Raw genomic sequence first — 17,334 nt, 5'->3', positions numbered from 1 at the left:
TGCCCTCCTTTGTCAGGATTAACGTCCTGCTCGTTATTCTTGTGATTTTGCCTGATTGTACGTAATCGTCTTCGCCCGGTACACTTCGTCATCTTTATAAATCGTAATCTTACCTTCTTCTCCCGGATCAATCGTCAAGGGAACATCAAATGTTTCATCCTGATCAATCGATTCTTCAATGACGGTTCGTTTTCCTTTGGCATCTTCCGTCTCAATCCGAACGAGTTGACGTGGCGCAGGCTCCTCGTCTTCACTGACGCCATCATAGACTACTTTTTCAGGGAACGTCGCCGTGATGGTCTTTTCTTCCTCTCCGCGAGAAATAAAGACCGTGACCGAATCGTTTGGTTCGACCTGCGCACCGGCTTGCGGATATTGACGAATGACCTGATCGAGCGCGACCTCACTTGAGAACTCCTGTTCAAACGTTCCGTCCAGTCCCATCTCATCCAAATAAGCTTTTGCTTCAGCACTCGATAAGTCGGTCAAATCTTTCAGAACGAATACGGGTGATCCGTTTGAGACCGTGATGGTAATCATCTGTTCTTTCGCGATGACTTCCGTTCCAGCTGAAATCGACTGCCGGATGACATTTCCACGTTTGATGTCTTCCGATTCTTCCCGTTCGACATCCACTTTTTCAAAACCGCTGTCCTTTAAGATGGCGATCGCTTTTTTCTCTGTCTCATCTGAGACGTCCGGCACCTCGACCGGATCGCTTCCTGTCGAAACAATCAAATCCACCGTCGATCCTTTTTTAACCGTCGCCTGTTCACGCGGTGACTGACTGATGACGAACCCTTCTTCCACCGTATCACTTGAGCGTTCGGTCGATTCCACGACGAATCCCATTTTTTCAAGCTTCGTTTCCGCCTCGTCGGCATCCTTGCCTGTTACATCCGGTACGACGACCGTCGGGTCAGGCCACATGGCAAAAGTCGTTGCGGCTCCGCCCATTATGAATAAAAACAATAAGATGATCCACCACGCACGTTTCTTTTTCTTTTCTGGTTTCGGCATGACAGTAGCGACCTTCGGAACCGGTGCTGTGTGTTCAATGTCGGCTGTTGGCAGGGACACAGGGCTGAGCACCATCGTCTTTTCCATCAAATCGTCCCCGCGAATGCCTTCATTGGCCCGTTCAGCTGACATCGCGGTCACCATGTCTTCTTTGAAGGCAGCAACCGTTTGTTGCCGATCATGCGGCGCTTTTGAGAGAGCTTGCATGATGCAATTTTCTAAAGCTTGCGGCACAGCCGGATTTAACGAGGTCGGACGACGGGCGGTATCTTGCAGATGTTTCAGGGCGACAGCAACCGGTGAATCGCCTTCAAACGGCACTTGCCCCGTCACGAGTTCGTACAAAACGGCTCCCAGCGAATAAATATCTGATTTTTCATCCGCAAATTTTCCTTTTGCCTGTTCCGGCGAAAAGTAATGCACGGATCCGAGGACTGACATCGTGTGGGTCAGGGTCGCATTCGACATGGCGACCGCAATGCCGAAATCGGTCACCTTGACAGTCCCATCCTCACGTACCAACATATTTTGCGGTTTGATATCGCGATGAATAATCCTGTGTGCATGGGCATGATCAATTGCATCACAAATTTGGCTGATGATGTCAATCGCTTTTGCGACCGGCAGTGCCCGCCCTTCACAATACGTTTTCAGCGTCATGCCATCAATATATTCCATTACGATATAATAAATCGCTTCTTCTTCTCCTACGTCATAAACCGCGACGATGTTGGGATGATTTAAACTCGTCGCAGCATGTGCCTCTCGTTCAAATCGACGGATGAATTGTTCATCATGCGAAAACTCTGTACGTAAAATTTTGATTGCGACAGTTCGATTCAAGATTTCATCATATGCCTGATAAACGTTTGCCATCCCGCCATTTCCAACTAACCGTTCTATGCGGTAGCGGTCGTTCAATCGATCTCCGTAACGCATATTCAGATCCTCTCTCTTTCTTTAAAACGGATTGCAGCAATCGTAATGTTGTCTGCGCCTCCCCGGTCATTCGCCTCGGATACGAGACGTTCGACAATCGTATCGAGCGGTGCATCTTCTTGAAGCAACTGCTCGATGACTTCATGAGGCACCTCATCCGACAAGCCGTCGCTGCACACTAACACGATATCATAGTCCGGTGCATCCCGGACTTGAATGTCGACATCCACGGACTCGTTCGAACCGACGGATCGTGTAATGACATTACGACGGGGATGATTTTCAAGCTCTGCTTCCGATAATTCCCCTAATTGTTTGAGCATGTTGACATAGGAATGGTCATCCGTCAGCTGTTTTAATTGTCCTGCTTCCAGGGCATAGACGCGGCTGTCCCCTACGTGTCCAATGACAAGTAAATCATCCGACCAGCAGACACAGGCCATCGTCGTGCCGACAATCGACAAATTTTCGACTTGAGAAAAACGTTGAATCTGCGCATTGGCTTCTTTCACTAATCGTTCAATCCAGGAAGATAACTCCATCGGGCGGTTTGGCATATCTGCGTATGCTTCGGCAAAAATCTGCTTGACGATGGCACTCGCCGTTTCACCGGCTGCATGTCCCCCCATGCCGTCAGCGACGACAGCTAATCCTTGTGTCGCATCGCCTACCAATAAGACCGTGTCCTCATTTTTTGAACGGATCTTTCCAGTCGTCGTCAAATAAGCTAACTCCATACCCGTCCTCCTCATCGTTTTTTATTATCCTGTTGGTTCATTCACTTTTTTGAATGCAGCGATATAAAAACCATCTGTACCAAGTGATGTCGGGAGTAATTTCAATTCAGCCCGTTCACCAATCAGCGATTGAACGGCTTCCGGCATCCGTGTTTTGAATGTTTCGTCAAAAACAAATCCTTGGCTGAGAATATAGTCCGTTTGCTGCTCATTTTCGAGCGGATCCATCGTACAGGTCGAATAGACGAATGTTCCGTCCGGTTTGACCAACGGAAGAACCGCTTCCAGAATCTGCCGCTGAATGACCGGCAACTGCGTTAAATCTTCCGGACGTTTCGTCCACTTGATATCGGGTTTCCGGCGAATGACACCGAGTCCCGAACACGGTGCGTCGACCAGTACCCGGTCAAACGACGCCGCCTCAAAACGGGTGCCCGCTTGACGGGCATCCAGTGCTTCCGCCTGAACATTTTCAAGTCTAAGACGAACTGCCTGTTTTTCTAGCAATTTCACTTTGTGTGGATGAAGATCCAGTGCCAACAGCGAGCCGTTCGCCAAACCTTCCGCGATATGCATCGCTTTCCCGCCTGGCGCCGCGCAGCTGTCCAGGACACGATCTGTCGGTTGTGCACCTAACGCCGCAGCAACGAGCATCGAACTTTCGTCCTGGAGCGACAGGTACCCACGTTCCAATAAATCCGTCTGTTGCACGCTGCCACTGATGATTTCGAGACCGTCTGGCGCCACATGGGCCGGTTTCGCACTGACGCCCTGGGCTTCCAGTAATTCAATCGCTTCTCGTCTGTCTGTCCGGGTCCGGTTGACACGGACGGTGACGGGAGCCGGTTCATTGTTCAGTCGGCACATCTGCCATGTTTCTTCTTCTCCGAATAATTCAATCCACCGTTCGACTAGCCATGCCGGATGGCTTGTCTCGATACTGATTCGGTCGACCACTGAAGGAATCGCTGAGAAATCAGGTTTTCCTTGTCGAAGGACGTTCCGCAGCACACCGTTGACGACTTTCGCAATGTGCGGTTTACCGCGTGTCTTGGCAATCTCAACTGCCTCGTTGATGACGGCATGATCCGGAATCCGGTCGAGATAAAACAGTTGATAGACGCTCATTCGTAATAACGGACGAATGAATGGATCGAGCTTCTTTTGTTTCGTTAAGAACGGTTCTAAAATATAGTCGAGTGTCAATTCACGGCTGAGCGTTCCGTACACCAGTTCCGTATATAAGCCGACATCTGCTTTTGAAATGGCACGTTTTTCAAGCATCTGGTGGACGGAAATCGTGGAGAAAGCCCCACCTTGACCAATTTTTAATAAAGTTGTTACTGCTGCATCTCTGACGTTCATGCTTGTTCGCCTACTTTCTGTCCAATCGTCAATGTCTGTCCGACACCACGCATAAATGTGGCACCGTCCATCCGTTTTTTTCCGGCCGGTTGTACATCTACTAATTTCAAGGCGACATCCGATCCGGTTGCGATGACCGGTCCGTCGGCTTCAAGGGCAATGATTTCGCCCGCCGGTCCGTGACCCGGGACTTTTTCAGCAAAGTAGACTTTCAGACGGTCTGAACCAAGCATCGTATACGCACTCGGGAAGGGATTCATTCCGCGGATTTGATTGTATAACGCTTCTCCGGGACGTGAAAAATCAAGTCGTTCCCGTTCCCTGCTGATATTCGGAGAAAACGTGACGTCTTCTTCCCGTTGCGCTTCCGGTGTCAATGTTCCCGCAATCAACTGCGGTAATGTTTCGATTAGCAGGCGGGCACCGGCAGCACTGAGTTTGTCAAACATCGTTCCGACTGTATCACGTTCTTCGATCGGCACGATGATTTTTGATAACATGTCGCCTGCATCCAACCGGTCCACCATATACATGATTGTGACTCCCGTTTCCGCTTCACCATCGATAATGGCTTGATGAATCGGAGCGCCGCCGCGATACTTCGGCAGCAAGGACGCATGGACATTAATCGCACCATATCGCGGTGCTTCAAGCACGGCCGTCGGAACGATTTGTCCGTAAGCAGCCGTAATGATCAGGTCCGGGTTCAAGTCGAGTAAGTCTTGATAATCTTCCCGGATTTTAACGGGTTGTAAGACAGGAATGTCGTGAGCCAGCGCAACTTCCTTCACCGGTGTTGGTTTGATTTCACGTTTGCGTCCAACGGGTTTATCAGGCTGAGAGACGACACCGACGACATCATAACCGGCATCAATCACTTCACGGAGCGTATTGGCGGCAAAGTCCGGCGTCCCCATGAAGACGACGCGAGGGGATGCTTCTGTTTCGACTAATTTATCCGTAAACAATACACCGTCCAGATGATCCATTTCGTGTTGAATCGCCCGTGCAAAAAAACCATTCGCCTTAATTTTGACACTCCGTCCTAGACGGTCTTGTGATTTGACGACGATTTGCTCGAACCGTTCGACCGGTCCGAAAATTCCCGGCATACTCAAACATCCTTCGTCATCGATTTCTGAACCGGATGCTTCGATGATTTCTGGGTTAATCAGCTCAATTGGTCCCGTTTCATCATCCGTATGGACGACAGCGACACGAATCGGCTGATTGATTTGTGGCGCAGCAAGTCCGACACCATCATATTCATACATCGTATCGAACATACGATCAATCATTTTCCCTAATCTCTTATCAAACTTCGTTACGCGTTGGCATTTTTGACGTAATACTTCATTTGGTACTTCTACAACTTTGTACATAATTTGCCACCTCACATGAATACAAATGGATTTAAATCCACTGTTACTTGGACTTTTTGTTTGATGCGTAACGCAAGCATCGCACGGAGTGCCTCCCGTACCTCTTCTTGACCTTTATGTTTTAAAATCACCTGTTGGCGATACATGTTTTTCAACCGTGCGAGCGGCGCTTCGAGCGGACCGTTGACAACCAAGTCGTCTGATTCCAAATGCCGGAGTTGTCCGGCAATCGCTTCTGCTTCCGCTTGGGCTTCGAGCGGATGGGCCGCTGAAATCGTGATCAATCCTAAAAACCAGAAGGGCGGATGCCCCCCTAACTTGCGCAACTGCATCTCCCGCTTATAAAACGCTTCATAGTCGTGCCGTTTTGCCGTCTGGATGACATAATGATCCGGGTTATACGTCTGAATGATCGATTGCCCGGCAAGTGCTCCCCGACCGGCCCGCCCTGAAACCTGTGTGATCAACTGAAACGTTCGTTCACTCGCCCGAAAATCGGGAATTCCGAGTGTGGCATCCGCCGCAATGACACCGACCAGTGTCACATTCGGAAAATCAAGTCCTTTGGCAATCATTTGTGTTCCGAGCAAAATGTTTCCTTCGCCGCGCTCAAACGCATTTAACAATTTTTCATGCGCCCCTTTGCGTGACGTCGTGTCCTGATCCATCCGAATGATTTTCGCTTCCGGAATTAAATGTGCCAGTTCTTCTTCGATTTTTTGCGTTCCGGTACCGAACTGCCGAATTTTTTTCGATTCACACGACGGACACGTTTTCGGCATTGCTGCTTCAAATCCGCAATAATGACACTTCAGACAATCTTGGTGTTGATGATACGTCAGATTGACAGCGCAATGAGGACATTGAAGCGTTTCTCCACAATCCCGGCACAGCACGAATGTCGTGTATCCCCGTCGATTGAGGAGCAAGACCGTCTGTTCGCCCCGCTCGATGCGCTGTTTGATTCCTTCGACGAGCGCGAGGCTGAACGGCGTTCGATTGCCGCGTTCTAGTTCTTTTCGCATATCGATGATCTCGACCGGTGGAAGTTCGCCTCCGAATCGTTCTGTTAGAGGGAGGTAACGATAGACCCCTTTCTGAGAGCGTGCATACGTCTCTAGAATCGGCGTCGCACTTCCAAGGACGACGGGACATTTATGGTATGCCGCTCGCCATGTTGCCACGTCCCGGGTATGATACCGCGGATTTTCTTCTTGTTTATAGGTCGTTTCATGTTCTTCGTCTAAAATGATCACACCGATGTTCGTCAATGGTGCAAAAATCGCAGATCGTGCTCCGACGACGACGTCCACTTCTCCATGCGAAATTTTGCGCCATTCATCGTATTTTTCACCTAACGACAACCCGCTGTGCAACACGGCGACACGGTCTCCGAACCGTCGTTTAAAACGTTTGACCATCATCGGTGTCAAACTGATCTCCGGTACGAGCAGAATGGCTTGGCGTCCCCGTTCAAGCATGGTATGAATCGATTCGAGATACACTTCCGTTTTCCCGCTCCCGGTCACCCCATGGAGTAAAAACGTATGTGTTTCATCCGGTGCCGTAATCGCATCGACGGCATCCTGCTGGTGCGTCGTCAACGTGGAAGGAACAAAGATATCCTGGACAAGATGTTCATACGGATTTCGGTTCACATCAATCGTCTCAACTGTAATGACGCCTTTTTTCTCCAGACTGTTGAGAATGCTGACGGTCAAATCGAGTTCATGCATCACTTCACTCCATAACACTTCCGGTCGTTCCGTCAGATAATCACGGAACAGAATCTGCTTGGTAGCTTGTTTCGATAATTCAATCGTCGCATCAAGCAGGCGGATCCGTTTGTCGGTTTTAGACGTCTTCTTTTCTTTGACGATCGGTTGCAGTCGGATATCCCCATTTTGGGCAGCCACTAATATCTGTTGTTGGACTTCACTCGGAAACTGGCTGATTTTCTTCTGGTTCCAGTGAACCAGCCGCGGGTCTTCCGCCAAAATCAGTTTATCATAACTGACTTTCAAAGCAGCGGGCAACATCGCAAGCAGTGCCGTCGCCTGATAGCAAAGGGTTGTCTCTGATAAATAACTCGACAGTCGAAGTAATTCTTCCGTATACGTCGGAGTCTCATCGAGAACACGTACGATCGGTTTAATTCGTGCGAGATCGGTCCCATCCTTCACGGCTACGACGATTCCGAGCAACGCCCGCGGACCAAACGGCACTTCGACACGCATACCGGGAACGACGAGATCACGCCATAAATCCGGTACTTCATAGTCAAAGGGCCGGTCGACCGTCGCCGCAGCGACATCGACGATGACTTCAGCAATCATCGTAAGGCCTCCGCGAACTGTTCGATTAATGCGGTTGCTAATCGGGTCTTCGCTTGTTGATCGTAATGGACGGCTTCATTACTTTTACCGTAGACCGTGACTTGATTTTCATCACTCGAAAAACCGATGTCCGCACGGGAGACATCATTTGCGACGATGAAATCCGCCTGTTTTCGAATCAGTTTTTGTTGCGCATGTGTTTCCAGGTTTTCCGTCTCTGCTGCAAACCCTACTAAAATCTGTTTGGTCTTCCGCTCACCAAGTGTTCGTAAGATATCAGTCGTCTCTTCCAGTTCAATCCGTAACGGTCCGTCGATTTTCTTTTGTTTGCGATCATATTGGACAGTCGGGCGATAGTCTGCGACCGCCGCTGCCATGATGACCAGGTCTTGTTTGTCATAGACGGCTAACATCGCTTCGAGCATTTCCTGACCGGATTCGACAGCAATCGTCGTCATACCGGTCGGCACTGTCCCACGGACCGGACCGTGAACAAGTGTGACGGTTGCTCCAGCATCCCGGGCCGCTTCCGCAAGCGCGATACCCATCTTTCCAGATGAATCGTTCGTCAAATAACGAACCGGATCAATTCGTTCCACCGTCGGACCGGCACTGACCAGGACATGGCGGTTTTCCAGTTTTTTAGTTTCGAAAAGACCGGATAATGTCTCGACCAATTCTTCCGGTTCAGGCAACCGCCCTTTTCCGACCCAACCGCATGCCAAATTCCCGACGCCGGGTGCAATCAAATGGACTCCGTCTGCCATCAGCCGGTCCATATTTCGCACCGTCGCCGGATGTTCGAGCATATTGACGTTCATCGCCGGAGCAACAACGACCGGACACGTCGCCGCTAAAATCGTCGTCGTAATGAAATCATCGGCGATTCCGTGCGCCAGTTTCGCAATCAGATTGGCCGTCGCAGGAGCCACGACGATCAAATCAGCTTCATCTGCTAAATCGATGTGGGCAATCTTGGATGCATCATGCTCGATGAAGACATCATCATAGACCGGTTTTCGCGTCAAGGCGGCAAACGTCGTTTTCCCGACGAATTGTTGGGCATTCTTCGTCATCGCGACTTGAACGTTCGCTCCGGCCTGAACGAGTTTCGATGCCAAGGCCGCTGCTTTATATGAAGCGATTCCGCCTCCGACACATAATAGGATGTTACGATTCGTTAGCATGATGAATTCCTCCTTATTGAAAAAAACAGCCACAATGAGGAGTGGCTGCTTCAAAATTAGTCTTGCGGTTGGTTCGTAACCACGACTTCACCAGAAAAGAGTTCTTCGAGCGCTTTTCCGACTGGTTTGTATGATTTCGGGTTCGCTACTTTCACGCGTTTCCCGTCTTGGATTTGACGCGCACGTTTTGCTGCGACCGTCACGATTGTGTATTTCGAAGGGACCGTCTTTTGAAGCTTGTCTACTGATGGATATAACATGTTATTTGACCTCCATGGCTTTTTTATACAAGGACGCAACGCGTTCCCGGCTACAATGTTCTGCAGTGACGATTGCTTGAATTCTGTCACATGCTTTATGGATCTCATCATTCGTGACGACGTAATCATAAGCATCCATCATCTCAATCTCTTCTTTCGCAACAAGAAGACGTTGTTTGATGACTTCTTCTGATTCCGTTCCACGTCCAACAAGTCGGTTACGAAGTTCCTGTAGACTTGGCGGAGCCAAAAACAGAAAAACAGCTTCCGGAAAATGTTCCTTAACCTGCATCGCACCCTGCACTTCAATTTCTAAGATGACGTCTTTTCCTTCATCCAAGATTTTGTTGACCCAATCGACGGGTGTACCATAATAATTGCCGACGAATTCCGCATGCTCGAGCAATTGATTATTGGCAATCATACTTTCGAATTCTTCACGTGTCTTGAAGAAATAATGGACACCATCCACTTCTCCCTCACGCGGTTTGCGTGTCGTACATGACACCGAATAGTGCAAATTGTTGTCTTCGTCTTCGCGTAAAGCACGGCAAACCGTTCCTTTACCGACACCACTCGGACCAGACAATACGAGTAATAAGCCACGCTCTTTAAAAATCACTTCAGAACCCCTCCATCTAACAAACTTCACATTGTTTCATATTAGCAGTAGAGATAGGAAGTTCGCAAGTGGTCTTTTTCAGCTCGACTGCTTAATCATACCATAACCGTGCACTTTCTGTTACCTTTAGAAAGTGGAAACGAAATCAAGAAAGAAGGTAATATCATGGCTTTTGATGGACTAATGACGACACGTGTCGTCCGGGAACTCCAACCGCTCGTTGGAGCACGGATTAATAAAATACATCAACCGTATGCACTCGATTTGATTTTCAGTGTCCGGGCAGAACGAAAAAACGTGATGTTGCTCGCATCGGCCAATGCGATGTACGCACGGCTTCATCTGACATCGGAGTCGACGAGCAATCCAAGCGAACCGCCGATGTTTTGTATGATGCTCCGGAAGCATCTCGAAGGTGGCTTCATCGAATCGATTGAGCAACTTGGACGTGACCGGGTCATCTTAATGCGCGTCCGTTCACGAAATGAACTCGGGGATGAAGAAGCCAAGAAGCTGTACATCGAACTGATGGGCCGCCACTCCAACATCCTGCTGACAGATGGACAGGATAAAATTTTGGATGCCATCAAACATCTTCCGCTCAGCCAAAATACATTCCGGACTATCATGCCGGGTCTACAGTATCAATTGCCTCCGGAACAGGATAAAGTCGATCCGTTGACCGGTGACATCGAACAGACGTTACACCGGATTGATTGGAATGCCGGAAAGATTGATCGTCAATTATTAGGATTGTTCAGTGGTTTTTCACCGCAAATCACTGCCGAGATCGTATCACGGGCTGGACTTGCAAACCGGACGTCGCTGGCGCAGGCCATTCATTCCATACTGGGTGAACTGACAGGACCTTATTATTTCCAGCGTCTCGCAAACGGAAAAGAACGGTTCTCGCCTGTCGCGCTCCATCATGGAGAGATTGTTGAAGAAAAGACGTTCGCAACGAGCGGAGACGTCCTCGATGCATTTTTCCACCAGAAATCGAATCGGGATCGCGTCAAACAGCAGGCTGCCGACCTGGAACGGTTCATCAAAAGTGAATACGATAAAAACATTCTCAAACGAACGAAACTCGAGCGTGATCTCGCCGCCACGGAAAAGATGGACGAGTTGAAACATAAAGGGGAATTATTGACGACCTACCTGTACCAGCTCGAACGCGGGATGAAAGAAGCAACCGTCGTCGATTATTATGAGGAAGACGGCAAGGAAATTACGATTGCCCTTGATCCCCGCTTTTCACCGAATGAAAATGCCCAGCGCTATTACAAACGGTACAACAAATTGAAGACCGCTAAAATTGAAGTAGCGAAGCAGCTTGAGAAAAATCAGCTCGAAATCAATTATTTTGAGTCCTTGCTGGCACAACTCGATGTCGCTTCCCCGGAAGACATTCGGGAGATGCGGGAAGAGCTCGTCGAAGAAGGTTATGTCCGGGAGCGCAGTAAAAAGAAAAAGAAACCGCTCGTCCCGAAACTCGAGGCGTATCAATCTTCGACCGGTATTCCATTTTTCGTCGGGAAAAACAATAAACAAAATGATTATGCGACCTTTAAATTTGGACGTCGGTCCGAGACGTGGTTGCATACAAAAGATATTCCCGGTTCACACGTCATCATTCGCAGTGAACAGCCGGATGAGACTACCCTGAAAGAAGCAGCAATTGTTGCTGCCTACTATTCAAAAGCCCGTGAATCGAGTCAGGTCCCGGTCGATTTCACAGAACTCCGTTATGTCAAAAAGCCGAGTGGTGCCAAACCGGGATTCGTCATCTATACGGATCAAACGACACTTTACGTCACACCGGACGCCGATCTCGTCCAGTCATTGCGGACACCTTAAACCAAAACGTCGCCCTCACTCTTTTTCGATTGAAAAAGGGTCTCGAGGACGACGTTTTTTTATTTCATTTTTTCGAGTTGTTCCCGGTAATCCAGCAAGTGTCCGTTGATGATGTCTTTGACCTCACTCACTTCCTGGTCAAAGCTGAACATCGGCTGATCGCGGTCATGTGAAAAGATCACATCATAATGATGGCTGAGCAGAAAATCGATTTCTTGTCCAAGTACCTTCTCCTGCTCGTCTGACATCGGCAAGTCACGATGACTGGCGATACTCTCGAGAAGCAATAGAAGTTTATCTTCCAGATCTACAAGCTGTTTCAATTGAATGAATGCTTTACTCTGACCACTGGCAACCAGTGGATATTTCTGATCTTCTTGCAGCATGATGATCATTTCCTCATGTTTTAAGACCTGTTTACGGACCGTCAGTAATTTCGCATCGTCTTTGACCAGACTCCGCCAGTCCTCCATCAATTGTTTGGTCGTCTTTTTGACGAACAACAACAAGCGGTCTTCGTAGTGCGGCGGGAAGACGATATAGTTGACGGCGACAGCGGATAAGACACCGACGACCGTCAATAATGACCGCGTCAACGCGTAATGGACATAGTCAGCTGTCGGACTCTCAAACATCAGGACGATCGCAAAAGCGGCAAACGTCGACATGTCGGTCCGTCCAATCATCGAGTTAAAGACAAGCGAAACGATGACCGCGAGACCAATCGTCAACGGATTTGCTCCAAGCGTAGCGACGACCGCCAGTCCACAAACTAATCCAAGAATCGTTCCTAAAATCCGATTGAAGACGATTTTAAACGACCGGTGAATCGTCGGTTGCATCGCAACGATGGCAGCGACGGCGCCCATACCTGAATAGATCCCGAAGACATACCAGGAAAAGCTGAGGGCAATCGCTACAGCGATTCCGGTCTTGATCGTCCGGAGACCAATACGAAACTGGAATTTCACTCGAGCGTCACCTGCCCGACTTCACTCTCGACAGTCACTTCCGGTTTTTCTTGTTTGGATAACTCGAATAAAGCGACATCTTCGTCTTTTTGTTTCGTATACCGGTCGGAAGCTTTAATGTCTCCCTCTGTCGTTACAGCAATCGTTCCCGCTGCTTTCGTTGGTTTCAATCGAATCGGACCATCAATCGTTGAGACGGTCAAATCGAGTTTTGCACCGTATTCCGATAAACTGACCGATTCTGCCGTCACTTCAGCATGGACGGCATTCATATTCGATGCTTTGATATTGCCTTGACCTGTCAGCACAATATCATCGGCGTCCATTTTATTTAAGTCCATCGTCTCGGCTGACAGATTAATTGATTTGGCGTAAACACCCATTCCTTTGATCGACTCGGCGTCGACATCGATACGATTCATATAGTTCGGTAATCCGACCTGAATCGAAAAATCACCCGGCTTCTCACTCGGACGGTTCCCGAGTCGTGCGGTAAACCCATCACGTCCTGTCACCGTCAATGTATTTCCTGACGTCCCGATCTTTAATCGTTTTTGACTTGACGCACTATCGACCAATTTCAATTGAACGTTTCCGTCCGTACTCCGGACAAAGTTGATCGTGCCGTTCGGGGCATCGATTTGCAATGTTTTATACCGCTTCGTCGTTTTAAATGCTTCGCCCCGCGATAAGGAATCCGTCGTCAAAAACAACGTCACCGTATATAAGACCAGCAAACTTAAAAGAACCGATCCATACACGATCAGTGGACGCCGGATCGGTTTGCGGGCACCAATCCGATCAAATGATGCCGCCACCTTCCGTCGCTTGTCTTTCAGACGTGTAAATGACGATTGTTTCCGTTTCCGTTCCGTTCTGCTTGTGTTCTCCTCCATTGGTCTACCTCCATCCAATTCTCTCCCATTATTCCGAATTTATGATTCGTCTGTCAACATTCCTTCTTTATCATACGAAATTGTTCACATATTGCCATCGGGCGGAGGATGGAGCACAACAAAAAAACGAACACCTCTTCCTGCTTCATCAGAAAAAGTGTCCGTTTCGATGTTCGAAGAACATTCACATGGAAGGTCTCGCCATATATTAGAGTTCAATCGATGCGTCAATTTTTAACGCATGCCCCGTCTGCCCTTGTGCTTCGAGATTCGCACAAAATGCCTCAGCGTCCTGTTTGATTAAATCGAATGTATCGTAATGGACCGGAACGACTGCTTTCGCTTGGAGCATGTCTGCTGCAACTAACGCATCATCAGGCCCCATCGTATAGTTATCTCCGATCGGCAAGAAGGCGAGGTCGATGTCATAATGCGCACCGTAGAGCGCCATATCACCAAACAGTGCTGTATCTCCCGCATGATAAATGACTTTGTCTTCAATCGTCAATAAGAAACCGGCTGGCATCCCCATATACGTGATTGTCTGTTTTTCTTCGTCAATGATGCTTGAAGAGTGGAATGCCTGCGTCATTTTGACTTTACCAAACGGAAATTCGAACTGTCCGCCCAGGTTCATCGGATGCACGTTCAAACCTTTGAAGCTGAGGTAAGTCGCCAGTTCATGTGTTGCGACAATCGTTGCGCCGGTTGCTTTTGCGATGGCTTCTGCATCCAGCATATGATCAGCGTGCGCATGCGTCAGCAAGATAAAATCTGCTTTGACATCTTCCGGCTTCGTCATCGCGTGATCGTTACCGCTGAAAAATGGATCAATCACGATATGGTGCCCGTTCGTTTCGATGGTGACAGTAGACTGTCCATGATAAGTCAACTTCATCTAAAATGACCTCCTGAGATTAATGGTATCAACAGAAGATTTAGTTCCCTTCTCCCCAGGCACATAAACCTTTTACCGCAGGTTGTAACGTATAAGCGGCGTCTGTCAACCGGTACTCGACATGTAAGACGGCTTCATCAAATTCAATCCGTTCAACCATCCCGAGCCGTTCGAGTTCCTTTAACTGATCGGTCAAAACTTTACGCGAAATACCCGGAATTGCGCGTTGTAACTCTAAAAAACGTTTCGGACCGTCTTCTAGCGTGCAATATAACTGTGGACGCCATTTCCCGCCGATGATGGCGAGCGCCCGATTGACTGGAAATTGTTCTGTCGTCATTGTTTCCGTCTCTCCTTCAGGTAGTTACTTCAAAGTGCGTACTATGCAGTCGAGTGTATCGTAAGTTATCGTTGTCGTAAATCAAAATGCAAAGGAGCTGGATGTTATGACGTATCCACGTAATTTTTCGCACATCGGACTGTCTGTCCCAAACTTAGAACAAGCCATTTCGTTTTACTCGGAGGTCATGGGCTGGTATATCATCATGGAACCGTCCGATGTCGTAGAAGACGATTCGCCGATCGGTGTCATGTGTACGGATGTCTTCGGAGCCGGCTGGGAAAAATTCCGCATTGCGCATATGGCGACGGGTGACCGGGTCGGGATCGAGTTATTTGAGTTCCCGAACAATGAACAGCCGGACAACAACTTTGAATTTTGGAAAACAGGTATTTTCCACTATGCGATTCAAGATCCGGACATCGAAGGCATGGTCGAAAAAATCGTCGCGCACGGCGGCAAACAACGGATGCCGATCCGTGAATATTATCCGGGCGAAAAACCGTACCGGATGGTGTACTGTGAAGATCCGTTCGGCAACCTCGTTGAACTGTATTCCCATTCGTATGAACTGACCTACTCGGAAGGAGCGTATTAAAATGAAAGCATGGCTAAATCACGCAGGCGACACTATCAATCAATGGACATTTGAAGAAGTCGAAACCCCCACACCGGGTGAAGGACAGGCCATGATTCGCGTCCAAGCGGCCGCTTTAAATCCTGTTGATTACAAAGCAACGAAGAATCCGGCTTGGACGTACCCGCATATTCCGGGTGTTGATTTAACCGGTATCGTCGAACAAGTGGGGGAAAACGTAACGGAGGTCGAGCCCGGTGACCGGGTGGCAATCCATACGAACCTCCAAAAAAACGGAGCTTTTGCGGAATATGCAGTCGTCGATGCCCGTGCCCTGGCCAAGATTCCGGATGCTGTCAGCTTCACCGAGGCAGCGGCGATTTTGTGTGCCGGGATGACCGCCTATGAAGCAATCGTTCAAAAGATGAACACGACCGGTAAAGAAACGATCCTCATCCATGCCGGTGCGGGTGGTGTCGGCGGAATCGGGATCCAACTCGCCAAACGTCTTGGGCTCTCCGTTGCGACGACGGCCTCAACGGAAAATCACGATTGGGTCAAGAAACTCGGTGCGGATCTTGCCATCGACTATAAAAAAGAAAACGTAACAGAAGCCATCCGAAACTGGACGAACGGTCGCGGTGCTGATTTAATTTTCAACACGGTAGGTCGCGACGAAGCAACAGCTGATTTTGGACGCCTCGCTTTTTCCGGTCAACTGGCCTTCATCGCCGGTGGACCCGATCAATCGGTCGTCAAACCGTTTACGCTCTCTCCGTCCGTTCATGAAGTCGCACTCGCTGCTGCTTATGCGAGCGAAGATGACCGTGCCATTCGAAACCTTGGTCATATGGCGAATGAGCTTCTAAAACTCGTTGCAGCAAAAGAACTGGATCCGCTCGTCACGGAAGAAATTCCGGCGGCAGACATCGTCAAAGGCTTACAACGTTTGTCAGAACGCCACGTCCGCGGAAAAATCATCGCGACGTTTTAACACACCTTATTTCTACAACAAAAGCAGCAGGGCTTCCTCCTGATTCAGGAAAGCACTGCTGCTTTTTCATGGTGTCATCCGGTCATTGGTATTTCGGACGTTTCGTAATTTGTACCGAACGTCCGACGAGTTCAAAGCCGACTGCCTGATAAATCTTGTTCGACGTCGGATTCGACCAGTCCGTATACAATGACACCATCGGATATTGCTGTAATAAATGCTCGGACAAACAGGCCACTAAGTAAGAAGCAATCCCCTGTTTCCGCCGTTTTTGCGGGGTGAAGACATACGAAATCGTCACACCGGAAGCAGTTGGTCGACTGGAAGACGCCATCGCGAGCAACTGCTCCCCGTCGAACAGACCAAACAAGGTATCTGCTTGAATATGTTTTCGGATCGTTTGTTCATTTTTCAAACGACTGCGTTCTGTCGCGGGTAAGGCCCCGGTCTCTTGGATGAATGACCAGCCGAACGCAACAGCCTGATCAGCAAATCGTTCCTCGATCAGACGGAACTCATAGTCGAGCGTTACCGGAGGAATCACCGTCGTCAATGCGTAAATCCCTTGATCCATCTTGATTTGAAACGGACTGTGCGAAGCCAGCAACGGTTTAATGATTGCCTGCTCGCCGACATATCCGGGGCAGTTCAAAATCCGTGATAACTTTCGGATTCCTTCGTATGTAAACACATCCCCTGCCAGGATCGCCTGTTCTTCAATTGTTTGCAGGACGACAATCGTCCGGTCTCCCTCTTCTGCAATCGCCATCAAAATCGGGACATCCCCCCGTTCGAGTATCCCGAGCGGCAACTGATGAACATCAGGTCGTCGTTCAAGCAACGGGAGCGCAACCTGTTTGAAGCTCTCATAATCACGATAATGGGTCAACATCTGAAAACAGCTCCTTTTCTTTGTTTTCAGTGTATCAAAAAACAGAACGCATGACGGA

16 protein-coding genes are annotated in these 17,334 nt (G+C 48.9%); 3 read left to right on the top strand and 13 right to left on the bottom strand.

What is annotated here, in order from left to right:
- Positions 1-33 precede the first annotated feature (33 nt).
- From pknB to gmk, 8 genes are read right to left on the bottom strand one after another with little or no spacing between them, the layout of a single operon-like run.
- Complete coding sequence (gene pknB / locus DVG79_RS03420; RefSeq protein ID WP_114595465.1) at positions 34-1,959, bottom strand: Stk1 family PASTA domain-containing Ser/Thr kinase; 1,926 nt, start codon at positions 1,957-1,959, stop codon at positions 34-36.
- A 2-nt stretch (positions 1,960-1,961) separates the two neighbouring features.
- Entirely contained in the window at positions 1,962-2,696 is a 735-nt protein-coding gene (locus DVG79_RS03415) for a Stp1/IreP family PP2C-type Ser/Thr phosphatase (RefSeq protein WP_114595464.1), read from the bottom strand.
- 24 nt (positions 2,697-2,720) lie between these two features.
- A complete protein-coding gene (rsmB, locus tag DVG79_RS03410) occupies positions 2,721-4,061 on the bottom strand; it encodes a 16S rRNA (cytosine(967)-C(5))-methyltransferase RsmB (RefSeq protein ID WP_114595463.1) in 1,341 nt (446 codons plus the stop codon).
- Entirely contained in the window at positions 4,058-5,443 is a 1,386-nt protein-coding gene (gene fmt / locus DVG79_RS03405; protein ID WP_114595462.1) for a methionyl-tRNA formyltransferase, read from the bottom strand. The genes rsmB and fmt overlap by 4 nt, the downstream gene beginning before the upstream one ends.
- 11 nt (positions 5,444-5,454) lie before the next feature.
- Complete coding sequence (priA, locus tag DVG79_RS03400) at positions 5,455-7,779, bottom strand: primosomal protein N' (protein WP_114595461.1); 2,325 nt, start codon at positions 7,777-7,779, stop codon at positions 5,455-5,457.
- On the bottom strand, positions 7,776-8,966 hold the full coding sequence (gene coaBC / locus DVG79_RS03395) for a bifunctional phosphopantothenoylcysteine decarboxylase/phosphopantothenate--cysteine ligase CoaBC (RefSeq protein WP_114595460.1): 1,191 nt from the start codon (positions 8,964-8,966) through the stop codon (positions 7,776-7,778). Before coaBC ends, priA begins: the two co-directional genes overlap by 4 nt.
- Positions 8,967-9,022: 56 nt before the next feature.
- Complete coding sequence (rpoZ, locus tag DVG79_RS03390; protein WP_012370799.1) at positions 9,023-9,226, bottom strand: DNA-directed RNA polymerase subunit omega; 204 nt, start codon at positions 9,224-9,226, stop codon at positions 9,023-9,025.
- Between the two features lies 1 nt (position 9,227).
- Entirely contained in the window at positions 9,228-9,845 is a 618-nt protein-coding gene (gene gmk / locus DVG79_RS03385) for a guanylate kinase (RefSeq protein WP_188005445.1), read from the bottom strand.
- 168 nt (positions 9,846-10,013) lie between these two features.
- On the opposite strand from gmk, the gene DVG79_RS03380 reads away from it, so the two are divergent.
- Positions 10,014-11,708 (top strand): Rqc2 family fibronectin-binding protein, encoded by a 1,695-nt coding sequence (locus DVG79_RS03380; RefSeq protein ID WP_114595458.1) that lies wholly within the window; start codon positions 10,014-10,016, stop codon positions 11,706-11,708.
- A gap of 59 nt (positions 11,709-11,767) precedes the next feature.
- On the opposite strand, the gene DVG79_RS03375 is transcribed toward DVG79_RS03380, so the two are convergent.
- From DVG79_RS03375 to DVG79_RS03360, 4 genes are all read right to left on the bottom strand, one after another.
- A complete protein-coding gene (locus tag DVG79_RS03375) occupies positions 11,768-12,679 on the bottom strand; it encodes an FUSC family protein (protein ID WP_114595457.1) in 912 nt (303 codons plus the stop codon).
- Positions 12,676-13,575, bottom strand: coding sequence for a DUF4097 family beta strand repeat-containing protein (locus tag DVG79_RS03370; protein WP_114595456.1), 900 nt, complete (start codon positions 13,573-13,575; stop codon positions 12,676-12,678). Before DVG79_RS03370 ends, DVG79_RS03375 begins: the two co-directional genes overlap by 4 nt.
- A 208-nt stretch (positions 13,576-13,783) precedes the next feature.
- Positions 13,784-14,473 (bottom strand): metal-dependent hydrolase, encoded by a 690-nt coding sequence (locus DVG79_RS03365; protein ID WP_114595455.1) that lies wholly within the window; start codon positions 14,471-14,473, stop codon positions 13,784-13,786.
- Between the two features lie 40 nt (positions 14,474-14,513).
- Positions 14,514-14,813: a winged helix-turn-helix transcriptional regulator gene (locus DVG79_RS03360; RefSeq protein WP_114595454.1), complete on the bottom strand. Its 300-nt coding sequence runs from the start codon at positions 14,811-14,813 to the stop codon at positions 14,514-14,516.
- Between the two features lie 106 nt (positions 14,814-14,919).
- On the opposite strand from DVG79_RS03360, the gene DVG79_RS03355 reads away from it, so the two are divergent.
- Both DVG79_RS03355 and DVG79_RS03350 read left to right on the top strand, forming a co-directional pair.
- Positions 14,920-15,411: a lactoylglutathione lyase family protein gene (locus DVG79_RS03355; RefSeq protein WP_114595453.1), complete on the top strand. Its 492-nt coding sequence runs from the start codon at positions 14,920-14,922 to the stop codon at positions 15,409-15,411.
- Position 15,412: 1 nt separating this feature from the next.
- Positions 15,413-16,384 carry a zinc-binding dehydrogenase gene (locus DVG79_RS03350; protein ID WP_114595452.1) on the top strand — a complete coding sequence of 324 codons (972 nt, stop codon included), beginning with the start codon at positions 15,413-15,415 and terminating at the stop codon, positions 16,382-16,384.
- Positions 16,385-16,466: 82 nt separating this feature from the next.
- On the opposite strand, the gene DVG79_RS03345 is transcribed toward DVG79_RS03350, so the two are convergent.
- On the bottom strand, positions 16,467-17,276 hold the full coding sequence (locus DVG79_RS03345; protein ID WP_114595451.1) for a GNAT family N-acetyltransferase: 810 nt from the start codon (positions 17,274-17,276) through the stop codon (positions 16,467-16,469).
- Positions 17,277-17,334 lie beyond the last annotated feature (58 nt).

Source organism: Exiguobacterium sp. RIT594 (assembly GCF_003339585.1).
Lineage (GTDB): Bacteria > Bacillota > Bacilli > Exiguobacteriales > Exiguobacteriaceae > Exiguobacterium_A.
Note: the sequence above shows the minus strand (reverse complement) of the source record. Positions and strands in the feature narration are given on the sequence as shown.

Bases quoted from the DNA above. Each gene is read 5' to 3' on its own strand.
- pknB (WP_114595465.1), bottom strand. From the start codon at position 1,959: ATGCGTTACGGAGATCGATTGAACGACCGCTACCGCATAGAACGGTTA.
- DVG79_RS03415 (WP_114595464.1), bottom strand. From the start codon at position 2,696: ATGGAGTTAGCTTATTTGACGACGACTGGAAAGATCCGTTCAAAAAAT.
- rsmB (WP_114595463.1), bottom strand. From the start codon at position 4,061: ATGAACGTCAGAGATGCAGCAGTAACAACTTTATTAAAAATTGGTCAA.
- fmt (WP_114595462.1), bottom strand. From the start codon at position 5,443: ATGTACAAAGTTGTAGAAGTACCAAATGAAGTATTACGTCAAAAATGC.
- priA (WP_114595461.1), bottom strand. From the start codon at position 7,779: ATGATTGCTGAAGTCATCGTCGATGTCGCTGCGGCGACGGTCGACCGG.
- coaBC (WP_114595460.1), bottom strand. From the start codon at position 8,966: ATGCTAACGAATCGTAACATCCTATTATGTGTCGGAGGCGGAATCGCT.
- rpoZ (WP_012370799.1), bottom strand. From the start codon at position 9,226: ATGTTATATCCATCAGTAGACAAGCTTCAAAAGACGGTCCCTTCGAAA.
- DVG79_RS03380 (WP_114595458.1), top strand. From the start codon at position 10,014: ATGGCTTTTGATGGACTAATGACGACACGTGTCGTCCGGGAACTCCAA.
- DVG79_RS03370 (WP_114595456.1), bottom strand. From the start codon at position 13,575: ATGGAGGAGAACACAAGCAGAACGGAACGGAAACGGAAACAATCGTCA.
- DVG79_RS03365 (WP_114595455.1), bottom strand. From the start codon at position 14,473: ATGAAGTTGACTTATCATGGACAGTCTACTGTCACCATCGAAACGAAC.
- DVG79_RS03360 (WP_114595454.1), bottom strand. From the start codon at position 14,813: ATGACGACAGAACAATTTCCAGTCAATCGGGCGCTCGCCATCATCGGC.
- DVG79_RS03355 (WP_114595453.1), top strand. From the start codon at position 14,920: ATGACGTATCCACGTAATTTTTCGCACATCGGACTGTCTGTCCCAAAC.
- DVG79_RS03350 (WP_114595452.1), top strand. From the start codon at position 15,413: ATGAAAGCATGGCTAAATCACGCAGGCGACACTATCAATCAATGGACA.
- DVG79_RS03345 (WP_114595451.1), bottom strand. From the start codon at position 17,276: ATGTTGACCCATTATCGTGATTATGAGAGCTTCAAACAGGTTGCGCTC.